The sequence below is a fragment of the Flavobacterium ginsenosidimutans genome, assembly GCF_037478105.1.
Taxonomy (GTDB): domain Bacteria; phylum Bacteroidota; class Bacteroidia; order Flavobacteriales; family Flavobacteriaceae; genus Flavobacterium; species Flavobacterium ginsenosidimutans.
In genome coordinates this window covers 3,989,040-4,006,845 of record NZ_CP147988.1, presented here as the reverse complement: position 1 = coordinate 4,006,845, position 17,806 = coordinate 3,989,040, and the positions used below count along the sequence as shown (strand labels likewise).

Below are 17,806 nucleotides of genomic sequence, written 5' to 3'. Positions count from 1 at the left end.
TGTGGTGTTTTTTATTAATCAAGACTAATTTATCTACTCTAAGGAGAACAAACTGGCAGATATAGAATATGCTTAAAAACTGAGGAAGGAATTGATGTTGATTTAAATCTTTAATTGATTAGCATTCAATTGTATAATAAAAAAATACCGTACTTATCCTATTTTTTTACATGATTTTTATTGTTAATTTTATCTCAAAATAAACCAAAAACAAACCAATATATGAAGAAAATAATACTTGTTTTAACACTTACTCTTTTTTGTCAGTTTCTATATTCCCAAATTGGTCCTACGCTTGGGGTCGGTTTGGAAAAATTAACCATGAATAAAGGAACAATAGATGTCAAAGTATTAACCGAAATTATAATGCAAAAACAAAGCGAGCTTAAGCAAGAAGCTTTAAAGCGTTTTTTGTTTAAAATGTTTCCAGAATCAGATTATACTACAAAATTCTATGTTCAAAATTGCCTAAACATTTTTTTGAATGAAAAACAGCCTGAAGTAATTGAAAAAGAAATTTTGGAACTAACAACAAATTACGCTTTAGCACTTGGAATAACTCAAGCTTTGATAAAGTCTGAAAGTGATATTTTTCAAAAGCTTAATGATAAATATAATACCAATTTCATTGGTAAAACCAATTTTGATTTAGAATTAGAAAAGATAAACAAAAAAGAAAAACTTAGTTCTCCACGAGCAGCAAGATTAGAAAGTAAAATTGAATTGTACAGTTATTTTATAGAGTACTTAATTCATTGTGAAAATGGCGATTGCTCTCAAGAATCAACTAATATTCCTAGTAAGATAAAAGATGATTATGAAGAAAAGATAGCTGATAAAAAGACAAGTGACGAAATAACTAGTAAATTCATAAAAAGAAAAATAGAATCTTTAAACCGTAAGAAATCTCGTTTGTCTAAAATTAAAATGAAAAATAATATAAAACAAAACTTAGAAATAAATAATGATAAAGAAATAAAAAATGATCAATTAGTGAGTAATAACCAAACAGCAAATAACAATCAAATAACAAATAGTAAATCAGTAATAAAATCTAAACAGGTACAAAACAATGAGCAGGTAGTAAAAACTCAAAAAATAGAGATTAGCGTTCCTTTTGGGATTTTACTAGATGTTGTAAGTTTTACATTGTCAAATAATGAAAACGTTACTAAAAAAGGTTTCTTCAAAAATAAAATAGATTATCATAAAGATGATTATTATGTTGATGTACCATACAAAAATGAGATGGATTCTCTTCCCAAAAAGATTAAAGAAAAAATTGACCTTTACAGTGAGAATTACGATGTTATAAAGGAATTTTTATCAGTTAATTTAGGGAAGACTCCAGCTGATGTAGTAGATCAATTAACAACACAGGGCGTCAATGCTTTTAATTATGATGATAAAATATTTAAAGAAAATGATAGGTTAAGTTTAATTAAGCAAGATGTTGAAAAATTATCAAATTACATTAAAACTAGAGAAGTGGTTAGTGTGCTTGAAAATGCGGATTACACGAGTTTCAAATCAGACACAGGTACTAGTTTAAAGTCAGATTTAGATACTAACAATCTTAATACTTTAATCCTAAGATTAAATCCAACAATTAAAAATTATAATTCAAATATTAATACTTTCAAGCTTCTAGATAAAAATTTAGAAACAATAAATGAATTGGATATTAATAAGTATTATGTATTGAAAGATAATTATAAATTTAATGATTTAGATAAGATCGGTGATAATAATAAAAAAATGGTTCTAGATTTTATTAAAGATAAAAAAGTCGAGAATTATTTAAAAATAAAAACTGAATTAGAAAAAATTAGTGTAACAGATAACACCATAAAGTCTGAGATAGATTCTTTTTTGAATAATATTGTTATAACAAGAACTGACTATGATAAAGAATTTAGCAACATTAATAAAATTATTGATGATTTACAGAAACTAAAAAATTTGTCAACTCTTTTAGATTCATCGATTTTAAAGTATAAAAAAGAAATTACAAAATCGCAGGTCTTTTTTAAGGTGTATTTAGAGCAGATTTTAAAAGATATTGAAGAAGCCACTATGGTAACATCGAATCTAGATACGATTTCAAAAAATAAAATTTCAAGCTGTATCTCGGAACTTCACGCTAAAGTTTATTATTTGACTAAGAATGAAAATATAAAAATTGAAGACTTGAATTTTTTAGAAGAAATGGTTTCTAAAAAAATTATTGAAGTTGCTTATCTAGACAATCAAAATAAAGAAAGATATGTCAAAATACTAGAAAAAGTAAAATTATTAATACCTCTTTTAAAAATTCAAATTCTATCAAAAATTGATCAAAAAATTAGCTATAAGCCTGAAATGGCTTCATTATTTGAATTTATTTCAAACCTAGACAATTTAGATAAGGCACAGACATATGAGAGTATTATTAATTTGCTAAGAGAGTATAGTCATATTGTGGAAGGACAATTGCCTAATAGTAAATTCAAAGAGGGATATATTATTTTCATTAATGGAATGAAAAAATATACTTTAATTAATTCTTCGCCAGAAAACCAATATGTAGAAATTGATATTGTTTCATTTTTGAATGATTTACAGCAGTTTTACAATAGAAATAATCCATCTCGATTTTCATTGTATTTAACTTTAGGACTGAATGAAAATTTCTTCTTTAAAGATTTTACATTCCCAGATGATGGTTCCGAGGCTGAGAATCCAGACAATCCAAAGAAACCAGAAACTATAAAAACGATCGGTTTTGCATCTGAAAAAATAGGTGTTAAATATAAAATATACGATTTCAAAAAGTATAGAGGATATGAAAACGTAATTAAAGATGATGTTTATCTTAATAAAAGAGCTCCTTTTATTAATGAGTTTTATACTATTCTATACGGCTCAGGACTACTTTATACTTTAGCGAATACTTCTACAGATCAAAATTTTGATTTTCCTCATGTAGGAGCAGGAGTGGGATTACGTTTTTACAATGCTTTAGATTTTAATGTTATACTAGGATTTCCATTCGTTAAGGATAGAAATTTTGGAAAAGATGGATTTATAGGTATTGGTCTGGATATTCCTTTAGGTGAATATTTGGAAAAAGTAGGTAATAAAAACTAATAAATTATTGAGTTTATTTACTAATCATAAAATTTTACGTAATAAGTATATCTATTTGTTTTTCAAATAGATATACTTATTTTTTTGTAGTTTTGTACAAAACATATCTTCCTCAATCTGCCAAAGTAAAAACGGTTTCTTAGTTCAACGAGCTTTTCACGGATTTTTAATAAATACAAATAATTATTGTGATGAAACATTACTATTTACTATTTGCAGTTATTTTTGTTTTTGGCTGTAAAAATAAAGACGCAGAAACAGAATCGATAAGAGTTACTTCTCCAAAAGGCTGTTATACGCCAAAGACAACAGATAAAGATTGGTATGCGCTAAATCAAAAAGCACCGAAATTTAAAGGCCTTGACGGAATCGATTTTAAAATTACAACCCATAACAAAGAAGCACAGCAATATTTTAATCAAGGAATGATGTTGGCTTACGGTTTTAATCATGCCGAGGCAGCAAGATCATTTTTTGAAGCTTCTCGGTTAGATCCAAAATGCGCTATGGCATATTGGGGATTTGCTTATGTTCTTGGGCCAAATTACAACGCTGGAATGGAAGAAGACAATTTCCAACGGGCTTATGATGCAGTTCAAAAAGCTAAAAGTCTTTCTGTAAATAGTTCCCCAAAAGAAAAAGCACTTATTGAAGCTTTAACGACAAGATATGCTTCGAAACCACCTGCTGATCGAAGACCTTTAGATATTGCGTATGCTACAGCTATGAAAAAGGTTTATACGCAATTTTCCTCTGATCCTGATATTGGAGCGCTTTATGCAGAATCATTAATGAATCTTCATCCTTGGGATTTGTACGATAAAAACACGGGAGCAATAAAAGAGTGGACTCCAGAAATTGTAAAGGTTTTAGAAGCTTTAATGATTAAAAATCCGAAACATCCTGGAGCACATCATTTTTATATCCATGCAATAGAATCTTCAGCCACTCCAGAAAAAGCGATGAAAAGTGCCAAGTTATTAGAGAGTTTGGTTCCAGGTGCAGGACATTTGATTCATATGCCATCTCATATCTACATTAGAACGGGTGATTATCATCAGGGATCGCTTTCAAATATTGAAGCAGCAAGAATCGACAGTATTTATACTACGACTTGCCATGCACAGGGCGCTTATCCTTTGGCATATTATCCGCATAATTATCATTTTTTAACAGCAACTGCAGCTTTAGAAGGAAATTCAAAATTGGCTTGGAATACCGCAAAAGTACTTCAAGAACATACTTCAGTCGAAATTATGCGTCAGCCTGGATGGGGAACATTACAGCATTATTATACTATTCCGTATTACATTGCAGTAAAATTTGCAATGTGGGATACTATTATTTCACTTCCTAAACCAGATAAAGATCTTATTTATCCTCAGCTTGTTTGGCATTATGCACGTGGTATGGCTTTTCTCGGAAAAAATAATATGACCGAAGCGCAAAATGAACTTTCTGCTCTCAATAAGCTTTCAAAAGATAGTTCTCTAAAAGATATTACGGTTTGGAATATTAATAAAATAACAGATCTTGCTGATATTGCTTCCAAAGTGCTTGCGGGAAACATTGCTTTCAAACAGAATGATCTGCCTAAATCAGTTTCTTTATTGACTGAGGCTGTAGCGCTCGAAGATCGTTTGAATTATAATGAACCGCCAGACTGGTTTTTTTCAATCAGACATTATCTAGGAGCAGTGTTGCTTAAAGCAGAAAAATATGCCGAAGCAGAAAAAATCTACAGAAGAGATCTGCAAATCTGGCCTAAAAATGGCTGGGCGCTTATCGGACTTTATAATTCTTTAACTCAACAGAAAAAAGGAAAAGAAGCTTTGCAAATTAAAAATGCATTTGATGAATCTTGGAAATATGCTGATTTTAAAATTGTTTCATCTTCATCTCTTAACTGATAAAGATCTAAGCATTTTAACTGATTATAGTTAATTTTAACAGTTAAAGGTGTTATTTTCAGATATTTATCATATCTTTAACGCTGTAATGTGGGAATTGTATAATGTTTCTATATAATTTTGCAACATAAAAATAAATGACACCCAAATCGTTTTATTAACTATTAATTAATTGCCTTATATGAGAGTATTTTTTCTGGCGCTGTTTTTTTCTTTATGCTCCTTTACAAACCTACATGTAATGGATGACAAAGATATATTAAGTGAAATTGAAATTGCGAGGCTTGCGGAACATGTAAGTGAAATAAAAGCCTATACTGCGACAAATCATAAGTATAGCAGCAAAATTGCTTTTTTAGTAGACATGAAAATCAAATCTGGTAAAAATCGTTTTTTTGTCTATGATCTTGAACATGATCAAATATTAGATCAAGGATTAGTGGCACATGGCTCAGGATCTGAGACAGGTATAAAAGGAGATATTTTACAGTTTAGCAACAATCCAAATTCAAATTGCACTTCTCTTGGAAGATATTCTGTAGAGAAACCTTATAAAGGAGTTTTCGGAAAAGCTTTTAGACTTGCTGGTTTGGACGAAAGTAATAACAATGCTATGAAACGCGCCATTGTTTTGCATTCTTTCAGAGAAGTCCCTTACGATGAACAAGGTTACTACATTATCAATAGTCATGGCTGTCCAATGGTAAATGACTTATTTTTTAAGAGACTTGAAAAATTTATCGAAGGTTCAAATTCTAAAATTTTGTTGTCTGTTTATTACTAAATCATAAATGTATCTTTATACTGAGTAAAGACATTTTTAAATAACAAAGAAAGAGCCTTAGGGTTCTTTTTTTATGCCAATTTTTAGAAAAACGAAAAATACTTTAAATGATCTAAGATTGAAAATTATCTCTATATTTGCGCATCAAATCAAGGAAATGAAAAACTTAATTAACATCGCTTTTATTATTATCATTATTATCATTCGATAGTAGTGCAGGGATGTTATATAAATAAGTAAGATATACAATTTAAAAACCTCCCATAATATGGGAGGTTTTTTTATTTACATCAGTTATGAAACAAGCAATTCAAAACAATATTATTATTTCTATTATCATTATTCGTATCACATGACGAGTTAGGAATATATTGTCTATACATAAAGCCTTTCTCAGTCAAATGAGAAAGGCTTTTTTTTATCCTTAAAAAGAAGTTCAAATAAAAATCACACAATGAAAAACGAATTTACACTTACTATTTATTCAGAAGAGCAATTGAAATTAATCAATAAACTTGCGGCTATGTTTTTGAGAAAACAAATCAAGATTTTAAGCCTTAATATCTCTGATTGTGAAATTGATAAAATGTACAGACATACCATTGTTGTAAATGAAACGTTGCCTGATGTGATCAATTTATCGACTCAGATAGAGAAAATAATCGAGGTTTATAAATGTTATTATCATTTGAATGAAGAAACTGTTTTCAGGCAGATGGCTTTATTTAAAATTCCAACAGAAGTTTTTATGACAGATCTAAAACTAGAAGTTTTGCTTCGAGAAAATGATCTTAAAATCTCTGAAGTTCATAGAGAGTACACAATAATCCAAGCAATAGGAACAGAGGACGAAATAGCTTTTTTGACTCAAAAATTAAGTTCTTTGGGACTGATTGAATTTGTAAAAAGCTCTAGAATTTCGTTAATAAAATCAAATGAATGCTTTGATGCAGATAGCTTAGAAATGAAGACAAAAAACAATTCACTTGCTTTATAATTCTTTTTTCTTTCTGAAAGGTTTTGTTTCTCTGCTATATTTCTTATTTTTAATAGACTAAGTTGCTAAAATAAAGGAATATGATTTTAGATACTAAACGGTTACTGTCTTTTTTACTGTTAATGATGCTTCTGTTTGTAAAACCATTTCAAGCAGAAGCACAGCTTTTGGGTACTAAAGCCACAACAGAAGAACCTGAAAAAACACCTGATGATTCTCTTGGAAGAAGAACTCCTCAAGGTACAGTCAACGGATTTATCAAGGCAATTGGCGATCAGAATTATCTGCGTGCCAGTCAGTATTTTGTTTTAAGTAAGCGCTCTTATCGCAAAACAGCTGAAAGAATACGTATTGCCAAAACTTTTCAGCAGCTGTTAGATCAAGGCGGGAGTTTTTCGCCATCTTCTATTATTAGCAATAAAGAACTTGGACGAATAGATGATGATCTTACAACTGGTGTAGATCTTGTTGGTAGTATATCTACAAACAAGAATAATATACAGCTTTATGTAGAAAATCAATCAGATGACAGTGAGCCTGCATTATGGCTTTTTTCTTCAGAAACTATCGATGCAATCAATGCTGCTGACGTTAGCGGAGAAAAGACTTTTTTAGATAGAATACTGCCAAAAGTATTAATAGAACGAAAACTGGGAAATGTGCCAATAGGACATTGGGGAGTTGTCGTAATTATGGCTGTTGTAGCTTATCTGCTTTCAAGACTGTTAATCTATATAATTATTTTTCTCATACATAAAATATGGAAACAAGCTGATTCTGAAAAAGGTGAAGCAATTATAGACGCCTTTACATTACCAATCCAGATGTATCTTACAGTGATTTTATTTGTTGTGACGACACAGCGAATGGGGATTTCGATAGTAGTGCGCCAGCGTTTTAGCATTATTATAATTACAATTGGAATTTTAGCTTTTCTGATTCTCCTCTGGAGACTAACTGACTTCGTAAGTATGTTTACCCGAAGCAGAATGAATAGACGTGGGCGTATATCTGCAGTTTCTGTAGTATTATTTTTAAGCCGTACGACAAAAGCAGCTATTGTTGTTATAGGGATTATTGTAATGCTTGGAATTATAGGTGTCGATGTGACAGCAGGACTTGCAGCACTAGGTATTGGAGGTATCGCATTGGCGCTGGGAGCACAAAAAACAATCGAAAATTTTGTGGGAAGTGTAAGTCTTATTGCAGATCAGCCGTTACGTGTTGGAGATTACTGCCGTGTTGATGATATTAAAGGAACAGTAGAATCAATCGGGATGCGTTCGACTACATTGCGTACTTCTGCGCGAACCATTGTAACAATTCCTAATGGTCAGCTATCAGCTAGTAAAATAGAGAATTATGCACATCGTGACCGTTTTATATTTAATCCAATTTTTGGTTTTAGAATGGAAACAACTCCCGATCAGATGCGTTATCTGCTTGTGGAATTAAGATCGTTATTGTATGCGCATCCAGCAGTTTTAAATTCGCCACCAATAGTCCGTTTTACTGGTATTACGGCAGATGCTTTAAAAGTTGAAATCACTGCTTATATAGAGGCTATCAATTTTGAAACATCACAAGAAGTGCAAGAAGATCTTTTATTAAGAATGATGGATATTATTGAAAAAAGCGGAACTTCTTTAGCATATCCATCACAGACACTTTATATGGCAACTGATATTCCTGTCTCAAATGAGAAAGCCGATGAGGTTGCTAAAACAGTTAAGAAATGGAAAAAGAATAACGAATTGCAACTTCCTAAATTTGATCCAAAAAGAGTAGAGGAATTAAAAGGCAGCATTAAATATCCTGATGATGGAAGTTTTGAAATAAAAGAAGAAGAATAAACCAATAAACTAGGATAAACTTAACTTGTCTTAAGTGCTAATGAAGGAAATACAAATATAGAATCAAAAAATCCGTCACACTCTGACGGATTTTTTGGTTTTATTTTACAAGCTCTTATCTTTTAGAATCTGAGGATATTTAATGCTCGTATGTACAATCATTTCGCCAAACAAGGTATTTGCCCAAGCAAACCATTTTCGGGTAAACTTAGCTACATCGTCTTTATGAAAAGATTCATGCATAAATCCTGTATCTGCATTGGTTTTAATTAAAGTACTTATACAAGACTTAATTTCTTTTTCATCAATACTTGTAATAGCTCTTAGAACAATACTCATTGGCCAAATCGTATCTACACCTGTATGCGGTCCGCCAACACCTTCACCAGCTGAACCTTTATAGAAAAACGGATTGTTTTCTGAAAGTACTACTTTACGGGTATTTAAGTATAAAGGATCGTCGGGAGAAATTGCGCCCAAATAAGGAAGCGAAAGAAGAGAAGGAACATTTGCATCATCCATCATATGAAAACTGCCATATCCGTTTACCTCAAAAGCTATGATTTTTCCAAATTTAGGATGATTTATAATTCCATATTCGTTTAAACCTTTCTGAACTTGCGCTTGAAGTTCTTTAGCTTCAGCTGCTAAATCATTGTCTCTTAAAGAAGGACTTGAAAACATTTCTACAAGATAGCCTAGAATTTCTATTGCAAACATATTGCTCGGAATTAGATATCCAAACAAAGTAGAGTCGTCGCTTGGTCTAAAAGTCGAAACAATTAAACCGCATGGTTTTACAGGATATCCGTAACCGTTTAAAGGAACTCCATCTGTTGCCCAAGCTGTTTGTCGCATAAAACTGTATGGTCCGCCTTTTCCATCCATTCTCTGCTGTTCTTTGAAAGTTTTCAGAATCAACTTCATGGCATCTTTCCATTGCTTGTCAAACATGCTGATATCGCCAGTTTCTTTCCAGTAGCCATGAGCCAATCGGACAGGATAGCATAAACTGTCTATTTCCCATTTTCTTTCATGAATTCCTGGTTTCATATCAGTGAGATCATTTTTCCATTCACTTTCTTTATTAAAATCTTTATAAAAAGCATTTGCATACGGATCAAGCAGAATGCATTTTGTTTGACGATTTATAACGCCTTTTACCAATTCGGCAAGTTTAGTATCTTCTTTTACAAAAGGAATATAAGGCCATATTTGCGCTGTACTGTCGCGAAGCCACATTGCATCAATATCTCCAGTTATAACATAAGTATCAGGCTTGCCATCTATAATTTCAAATTCGACCGTAGTGTCTAGTGTATTTGGAAAACAGTTTTCAAAAAGCCAAGCCAATTCTGGATTTGCTATCTGTTTCTTAATTTTTACAATTGCTGCTTCAATTGCTTTACTGGTAAATTTTCTTTCTGCAAGCGGAGGTCTTTTGGTAATAAAATCTTTTAAAGGAAATTCAAAATAATTAGAATTAAATCCAAAAGCATCACTTTGAACAGCCAATAATCCTGCTGAAAAAATTCCTGCATTTTTTATAAATTTTCTACGAGACTGCATATGTTTTTTTAGTTTTAAATAGAATGAGAATAGTTAGATCTGTATAGCATTATAAATAAACGACTTTTTTTTATTATTCTATTGAAATTTAGACCAATGACGTTTGTGATACCTTAAATAGCGGAAAGAATCATTAAAAGTTAATTAATCAAATAGAAATGAAAAATATGTCTATTCTTTTGATTGATTCGTCCATCTTGAATGATAAGAATGTGAGTAATTTTATTTTCGGTTTAAAAGCTAATTGAATTTCAATAGGTTTTAATAAAATTGAAGGTGATTAATTAGTAAATATTTGTTAGTTTTTATTAGTTAGGGAGATTAATGAGAGATTTAATCTCCCTTTTTTTATTCAATTTTTAAGGAAGAGAATTTATTAAATACATGATTATATGAAAAGAGTGAATCTTAAAATTAAAAAAGCTGTACCGGTATTTGTACTGCTGTTTTTTTGTGCCGTAAATGGATATTCCAAAACTAGCGAAGAGACTAAAAGTGCCTTTGCAGTAATAGAACGATTAATTGGGAGCCGTGCCAATGAATTTGAATTGAATATTGTTGAGAATAAAAATCAAGATAAAGATTGGTTTGAAGTTGAAGCAACAAAAAATCTTGTAAAAATTAAAGCTTCAAATAATACGGCGCTTTGTTACGCCGCATATAATTTTCTGAGAGATATTGGTGCAGTTTTAATTAGTTGGGAAGGAAACAGAATCAATTTGCCTAAATCTTGGCCAACATATTCTAAAAAAGGAAATACGCCATTTGAATATAGAGAATATTTAAACGCTTGTACTTTTGGCTATACCACACCTTGGTGGGATTGGAAACGCTGGGAGCAAGAAATCGATTGGATGGCAATGCATGGTATCAATCTTCCAACTGCAATGGAAGGTCAGGAAACGGCGTGGCAGGAATTGTGGAAAGAATATGGTTTAACAAATAGCCAATTAGAAGCGCATTTTGCTGGACCAGCTTTTTTGCCTTGGCAGCGAATGGGGAATATCAATAGTCTAGAAGGGCCTTTGCCACAAGAATGGTTCGTTAAAAAAGAAGAACTTCAGAAGAAAATATTGGAGCGAATGAGAGCTTTGGATATGCATCCTGTAGTTCCTGCATTTAGCGGATATGTTCCTAAGGCTTTCGCCGAAAAACATCCGGAGGCTAAAATTACAGAACTTAAATCTTGGTCTGGCGGAGGTTTTGAAAGTACTTTTCTATTAGATTCTAAAGATCCTCTGTTTAAAAAAATTGGAAAACGCTTTATTGAGATTTATACTAAAATGTACGGAAAATCGAATTTTTATTTGGCTGATTCTTTTAATGAAATTGAACCTCCAGTTTCTGAAGCCAATAAATATGAAGAACTTTCTAATTATGGAAGTGCCATTTATGAAACAATTAATGAAGCGGCTCCAGGCGCAATCTGGGTTATGCAGGGATGGCTTTTTGGTGATAATAAAGAGTTTTGGACAAAGGAAGCTACAAGTGCTTTTTTAAGTAAAGTTCCAAATGACAGATTAATGATTCAGGATTATGCGAATGATAGATATAAAGTATGGGAAAATCAAGAAGCTTTTTACGGTAAACAATGGACTTACGGTTATGTACATAATTATGGAGGATCGAATCCTGTGTATGGGGATTTGAATTTCTATAAAAATGAATTGACAAATTTGTTGAAGAATCCGCATAGAGGTAATGTTGTGGGTTATGGAGCAATGCCAGAAGGTTTAAATAATAATTCAATTGTATACGAATACATTTATGATCTTCCTTGGACTAAAGGCGAACAGCCTGTAAACGATTGGCTGACAAAATATCTGAATGCGAGATACGGACAAACAACTTCTAAATCTGTTTTTCAAGCTTGGGAATTATTATTAGAATCTGTTTATAATGTCAAGTATTGGGAAACGCGTTGGTGGAATGATAGGGCAGGAGCGTATTTACTGTTTAAAAGACCAACAGCAAGTATTACAGAATTTAAAGGAAATCCTGGAGATAAGAAGAAACTAAAAGAAGCTTTAGATATTTTAACCAATGAAGCGAAGAAATACGATAAAAAGAATTTTATCCAATACGATTTAATAGATGCTACAAGACATTATTATTCATTATTTATAGATGAAGATTTAATGGAATGTGTAAAAGCGTATCAGCAGAAAGACATTGTAAAAGGAGATGCTTTATTTAAAAAGATTGAAAAACAAGTTTTGAATATCGATACTGTAATGTCTGGACAGCCTTTGAATAGTTTAGATCAATGGGTAAAATCGGCTTCAGATTATGGAAGTTCTCCAGAGGTCTCTTCATTGTATGTAAAGAATGCTAAAACCTTGATTACGCTTTGGGGAGGAGAAGGCCATCTTAATGATTATGCTTCGAGATCATGGAAAGGAATGTATAAAGGATTTTATTGGCCAAGATGGAAAATGTTTTTAGAAGCCTTAAAAAAATCAGCAGAAAATAATACTCCTTTTGATGAAAATAAAGAAAGAGAATCAATTAAAAATTGGGAAATTAATTGGACAAAAAGCAAATAAAAAAGTACTCAATTAATAAATACTACGTATATAGATAAAATTTAACTAAATATTAAAATCATAACCTTAAAATAACTAAAAAATATGAAATGAAATTTTACGAAATCGATTAATTAATAAGTTTTTAACTATAGAAATTTAGAAAAATAATCTCGCGAAGCCTTACTATCACTGACTTTAAAGAAATTATCCATGTTTATGAATAACTTGTCCATTTGTTAACATTTCTTTAGCACTAATTTCGTCAATACTATTTAACCAATTAACCAATTTCACAATGGAAAAACTTAAACTTTTATTATTAGCCTTCTTCTTTGGCTTATCAATTAATACCTGGGCACAAAAAACAGAAGTGTCTGGTGTGGTATTAGATGAGAAAGGTATTCCTCTACCAGCTGCTAATGTGCTTGAGAAAGGTACGACTAATACTGTAACAACGGATTTTGATGGAAAATTTAAATTTTTGGCATCAAATAAATATGCAATATTAATTGTCTCTTTTATCGGATTTGAGGATCAGACTTTAAAATTAGACGGATCAAAAACTAATTACTCAATTAAACTACTACCTAATACAATGAACTTAGAGCAAGTTGTAGTTGTGGGTTATGGTAAAGGATCTCGTAAAAATCTTACTACTGCAGTATCTTCTGTAAAAGCAGATGATTTAAACAATGGTGTAATTGCTGATGTTGGTCAATTATTGCAAGGTAAGGTTGCTGGTTTGAATGTTTCTTCAAGCGGAGACCCAACAAAAGCTGCATCAGTAGTTTTGCGTGGAGCTTCGACATTAAATAGTTCACAAGGTCCTTTTTATGTTGTTGATGGTATCCCAGGAGTTGATATATCTGTTATTGCTCCAGAAGACATTGTTACTATCGATGTATTGAAAGACGCTGCTGCAACAGCTATTTATGGTAACCGTGCAGCAAACGGAGTTATCATGGTTACTACAAAAAGAGGTTCAAAAGAAAAAAGCCAAATTAGTTATAGCAATTATTTTGGTTTTGAAAAAGTATCGAACCAACTTGATTTGATGAATGCAGATCAATTAAGATCATTCTTGGCAAAAAACAATATGAGTTTTGCTCCTGAAAATGACAAAGGAGCAGATACTAATTGGCAAGATGCAATTTTAAGACCAGGATATGCTAATTCACAAAGCCATAATCTTTCGATGAGCGGTGGTGGTGATCATGGGAATTATTTTGGAAGTATTAGCTACATTGATAAAGAAGGGGTATTGCAAGGGAATAATTTTTCACGTGTAATTGCGCATTTAGCTGTAGAACAACTGGCTTTTGATGATAATTTAAAAATTGGGGTGAATGTTACAAATTCAAACAGTTTATACAACAACGTGCCTCAACGTAACGTGGTGCTTCAGCAATCGATTAATCATCTTCCTGTTTCTCCAGTTACAAATCCTGATGGAAGTTATTTTGAAAATTTCAATCAAACTGGATATTTTAACCCAGTGGCGATGATCAATCATGCTGATGATGATACAAAAACAAATAATTTTGTGGGTAGTTTAACAACAGAACTAAAACTTCCTTGGGGATTTACGTATAACTTAAACTTTTCTTACCAACAATTAAATTCATTGCATGGGGAGTATTATGATAGTTATTATCAGCAATATAACAGCGGTAACTTTTATAATAACCCAGATCCACCATTGGTAAAAACATTGATGAATTTTGGAGTAAATGGATCAGCATTAAGAAATTCTTACCAAACCACCAATACTATCGTCGAGAGCTTCTTAACTTGGGAAAAAACTTTAGGAAATCACAAAATTAAAGCTGTTGGAGGTTATTCATGGCAACAAGATGTTCTTGGTGATGGCTTTCAGGCAACAAACACAAACTTTCCTGTAGATAACATAAGTTATAACAACTTAGCTTTAGGAAATTATGGTTCAGTTTCAGGTTACAAAGTTGATTTTGGAGACAGTAGAGCATATCAGAAAAAACGTCTTATTTCTTATTTTGGACGTTTAAATTACAATTATAAAGACAAATACCTTTTACAAGGATCGATCCGTAAAGACGGAGGATCTGTATTTGGAACAAACAATCAATGGGGATATTTCCCTTCTGTAGGTGGTGCTTGGAGAATTGATAAAGAAGGTTTTATGGCTGACCAGAAAATCTTTACCGACTTAAAACTTCGTGCAAGCTGGGGTAAAACAGGAAACTCTTCTGGTTTCAATGCTTATACTGCACAATTTATTTCAGGAAGTCTTGGAACATTCTATTATAATGGACAACAAGTTGGAGCTTATGGTCCGGTTCAGGCAGCAAATCCTGATTTGAACTGGGAAGTAACGACAACTGGGAATATTGGTGTTGATTTTACAGTATTAAAAGGAATCTTATCTGGATCTGTAGATGTATATAACAAGAAAACTAGTGGAATGATCTACAGTTATTCTGTAAATCCAGTACTTGTACCAGTAGGATCAATTGTAGCTAATGGTGGTGATATGACCAACAAAGGGGTAGAGATTGCGCTTAATAGTACTCCAATTAAAACTAAAAACTTTAGCTGGAGCACAAGTTTGAATTATTCGAATAACAAAAACGAAATTACCAAACTGACAAATCCATATTTCATTGGAGGAGATTCTATCCGTAGAGTACAACCTGACGGCGGTGGACAAACTGGAAGTACCTTACAAATTTTAAAAGAAGGAAAACCATTAGGGCAATTCTTTACGCTTCAATATGCAGGTAAAAATGATCAAGGTGTTTCTCAATATGTTGCCAAAGATGGTAGCTTGACAACAAATCCACAAATTGGTGTTGATTACCATTATGCTGGTAGTGCACAACCAAAATTCTTAATGGGATGGAATAATAATTTCACGTACAAAAAATTTGATTTAAATATCTTCTTCCGCGGAGTATTTGGCAATAAAATATTTAATGCAACCCGTGCAGATTTATTCAGGCCTAGTACAGCCATGTCGAGTAATATTCTTGTAGATGCCGCAAATGAATCGCCAAATGATCTCAATGCTTACAAGTATTCAACGCGTTTTATAGAAGATGGCAGTTATATTCGATTAGACAATATGACTTTAGGATATGACTTTGGTTCGGTTGGTAAATACATTAAAAAGCTTCGTATTTACGAGACGGTAAACAATCTATTTGTTATTACTAAATATACAGGAATTGACCCTGAAGTTGAACAAGGTGGAACAGCACCTGGTGTTGATTCAAATAACTTTTATCCAAAAACTAGAACTTTCTTGTTTGGTCTGAACGTGATATTCTAAAAAATTAAATTGTAAATACTATGAAAAAAATATTCAAATATATAGGACTTCCAGTACTTGCTGCTGGGTTGTTATGGGCTTGCGATGATCTTGAGGTGCCAATTACAACACAACTTACACCAGATGTATTTCCACAGAACTCAACACAATTTATTCAAGCTTCTGGTGCAGTATATACAGCCTTCCGTGGAGATTTTGCATTTTCTTGGTGGTGGTCACAGTCACTAACTACTGATGAAGCTATTTTGCCAGCACGTGGAGGAAACTGGTTTGATAATAGAGGTTATGCTTGTCAGCATTATCATGATTGGACAGCAGACAATGGAGTTGGTCCATGGGATTGGGCAGAAAAAGTTATTGGAACCAGCAATCAGACCATTTCAATTTTAAATACAACTATGCCTGCTGGAGCTGAAAAATCAACAATGATTGCTGAATTAAAAACAATGCGTGCCATTTCTTATTTTATGATGATGGATTCTTATGGAGGTGTTCCGCTTGATACGGTATATGGAGATTTCAGTTCTAAACCGAGATCAAGCCGAATAGAAGTTTTCAATTTTATAGAAAAAGAATTGAAAGCTGCACTTCCTAATTTAAATCCTGCATCTGGAATTACAACTTATGGTCGACCAAATAAACAAACGGCCAATGCTATGCTTGCTAAATTATACTTAAATGCAGAAGTTTATACAGGAACACAGCGAAACGATGATTGTATTGCGGCTTGCGATGAGGTAATTAATTCAGGTTTATATATAATTGAGCCAAGAAGCACTTACCTTCAAATGTTTTATCCAAATAATGGTCCAGCAATGAAAGAATTCATTTTTGCTGTTCCTTATGATCCTTCAGCTATAGCGGTTGGCTACAATGGACAAATGTATCATTCACGTTATGATGTGCCACGTTCTGAAAGAGCAAAGTTTGGTCTTCCGTTTACACCTAGTGCACCTAGAAGTACTTTGCCATCATTCTATGCTTATTTTAATGATGCTAATGATATTCGTAACAAACAATGGCTAACTGGATTGCAATACATGAATGATGGTGTTACTCCTGTAACGGTTACAACAACAAAAAAAGGATACGATCAATTCTATACAGGTTCAGATGGTGGTGCAACTTATACTTATCAGGTAGACTTAACACCAGATATTGTACTTCGTCAGAGTCCAGCTTTATTTGACTGCGGAAATGATGAAATTGCTTGGAATATGGGATACAGAAACATAAAATTTTATCCTGATGCAACATCAACAAGCCGTAACCAAAATAACGACGTTCCTTTTTTACGTTATTCGGATGTTCTTTTAATGAAAGCTGAAGCTATCTTACGTGGAGGAAACGCAACTTTAGGACAAACTGCTGTTTCATTGGTTAATATGGTTCGTTCAAACCGTACAACATCTGCATCATGGACGGGAGTAACATTAGAAGAACTTTACCAAGAAAGATGTCGCGAATTTGCTTGGGAAGCATGGCACAGAAATGATATGATTCGTTTTGGTAAATATGAAGGACAATGGGGATTCAAAACGAATGCAGATACGTATCGCCGTATTTTCCCAGTTCCAACTTATGCTAGAGCGCTAAACCCTGCTTTGGATCAAAATCCTGGTTATTAGGATTAAAATTTAATTAGAACGCAAATCTTAATTTAATATTGATTTATAAAAAGGAGAGGAAGAGCAATATTTCTTCTCCTTTTTTCCTCAAAAAAACTGAT

The 17,806-nt window shown here is 32.4% G+C and carries 9 protein-coding genes; 8 read left to right on the top strand and 1 reads right to left on the bottom strand.

What is annotated here, in order from left to right; genetic code table 11:
- The first annotated feature begins 222 nt into the window (after window positions 1-222).
- The 5 genes from V6624_RS17640 (at window position 223) to V6624_RS17620 (ending at window position 8,673) form a co-directional block, all read left to right on the top strand.
- Window positions 223-3,129, top strand: coding sequence for a hypothetical protein (locus V6624_RS17640; RefSeq protein WP_162614912.1), 2,907 nt, complete (start codon window positions 223-225; stop codon window positions 3,127-3,129).
- A 191-nt stretch (window positions 3,130-3,320) separates the two neighbouring features.
- Window positions 3,321-5,039, top strand: coding sequence for a hypothetical protein (locus V6624_RS17635; protein ID WP_338839561.1), 1,719 nt, complete (start codon window positions 3,321-3,323; stop codon window positions 5,037-5,039).
- A 241-nt stretch (window positions 5,040-5,280) separates the two neighbouring features.
- Window positions 5,281-5,823, top strand: coding sequence for a murein L,D-transpeptidase catalytic domain-containing protein (locus tag V6624_RS17630; protein ID WP_338839560.1), 543 nt, complete (start codon window positions 5,281-5,283; stop codon window positions 5,821-5,823).
- 454 nt (window positions 5,824-6,277) lie between these two features.
- Window positions 6,278-6,820, top strand: coding sequence for an acetolactate synthase small subunit (locus tag V6624_RS17625; protein ID WP_338839559.1), 543 nt, complete (start codon window positions 6,278-6,280; stop codon window positions 6,818-6,820).
- A gap of 80 nt (window positions 6,821-6,900) precedes the next feature.
- On the top strand, window positions 6,901-8,673 hold the full coding sequence (locus V6624_RS17620; protein WP_338839558.1) for a mechanosensitive ion channel family protein: 1,773 nt from the start codon (window positions 6,901-6,903) through the stop codon (window positions 8,671-8,673).
- 105 nt (window positions 8,674-8,778) lie between these two features.
- Here V6624_RS17620 and V6624_RS17615 read toward each other — a convergent pair whose 3' ends face one another.
- Window positions 8,779-10,242, bottom strand: a complete 1,464-nt coding sequence (locus tag V6624_RS17615) for a glycoside hydrolase family 125 protein (protein ID WP_338839557.1) — start codon at window positions 10,240-10,242, stop codon at window positions 8,779-8,781.
- A 392-nt stretch (window positions 10,243-10,634) separates the two neighbouring features.
- On the opposite strand from V6624_RS17615, the gene V6624_RS17610 reads away from it, so the two are divergent.
- The 3 genes from V6624_RS17610 (at window position 10,635) to V6624_RS17600 (ending at window position 17,705) form a co-directional block, all read left to right on the top strand.
- Window positions 10,635-12,788: an alpha-N-acetylglucosaminidase gene (locus tag V6624_RS17610; RefSeq protein ID WP_338839556.1), complete on the top strand. Its 2,154-nt coding sequence runs from the start codon at window positions 10,635-10,637 to the stop codon at window positions 12,786-12,788.
- Window positions 12,789-13,065: 277 nt separating this feature from the next.
- Complete coding sequence (locus V6624_RS17605; RefSeq protein ID WP_338839555.1) at window positions 13,066-16,077, top strand: TonB-dependent receptor; 3,012 nt, start codon at window positions 13,066-13,068, stop codon at window positions 16,075-16,077.
- A 20-nt stretch (window positions 16,078-16,097) separates the two neighbouring features.
- Window positions 16,098-17,705 carry a RagB/SusD family nutrient uptake outer membrane protein gene (locus V6624_RS17600; RefSeq protein WP_111284157.1) on the top strand — a complete coding sequence of 536 codons (1,608 nt, stop codon included), beginning with the start codon at window positions 16,098-16,100 and terminating at the stop codon, window positions 17,703-17,705.
- Window positions 17,706-17,806: the final 101 nt, after the last annotated feature.

Bases quoted from the DNA above. Each gene is read 5' to 3' on its own strand.
- V6624_RS17615 (WP_338839557.1), bottom strand. From the start codon at position 10,242: ATGCAGTCTCGTAGAAAATTTATAAAAAATGCAGGAATTTTTTCAGCA.
- V6624_RS17625 (WP_338839559.1), top strand. From the start codon at position 6,278: ATGAAAAACGAATTTACACTTACTATTTATTCAGAAGAGCAATTGAAA.
- V6624_RS17610 (WP_338839556.1), top strand. From the start codon at position 10,635: ATGAAAAGAGTGAATCTTAAAATTAAAAAAGCTGTACCGGTATTTGTA.
- V6624_RS17635 (WP_338839561.1), top strand. From the start codon at position 3,321: ATGAAACATTACTATTTACTATTTGCAGTTATTTTTGTTTTTGGCTGT.
- V6624_RS17620 (WP_338839558.1), top strand. From the start codon at position 6,901: ATGATTTTAGATACTAAACGGTTACTGTCTTTTTTACTGTTAATGATG.
- V6624_RS17640 (WP_162614912.1), top strand. From the start codon at position 223: ATGAAGAAAATAATACTTGTTTTAACACTTACTCTTTTTTGTCAGTTT.
- V6624_RS17605 (WP_338839555.1), top strand. From the start codon at position 13,066: ATGGAAAAACTTAAACTTTTATTATTAGCCTTCTTCTTTGGCTTATCA.
- V6624_RS17630 (WP_338839560.1), top strand. From the start codon at position 5,281: ATGGATGACAAAGATATATTAAGTGAAATTGAAATTGCGAGGCTTGCG.
- V6624_RS17600 (WP_111284157.1), top strand. From the start codon at position 16,098: ATGAAAAAAATATTCAAATATATAGGACTTCCAGTACTTGCTGCTGGG.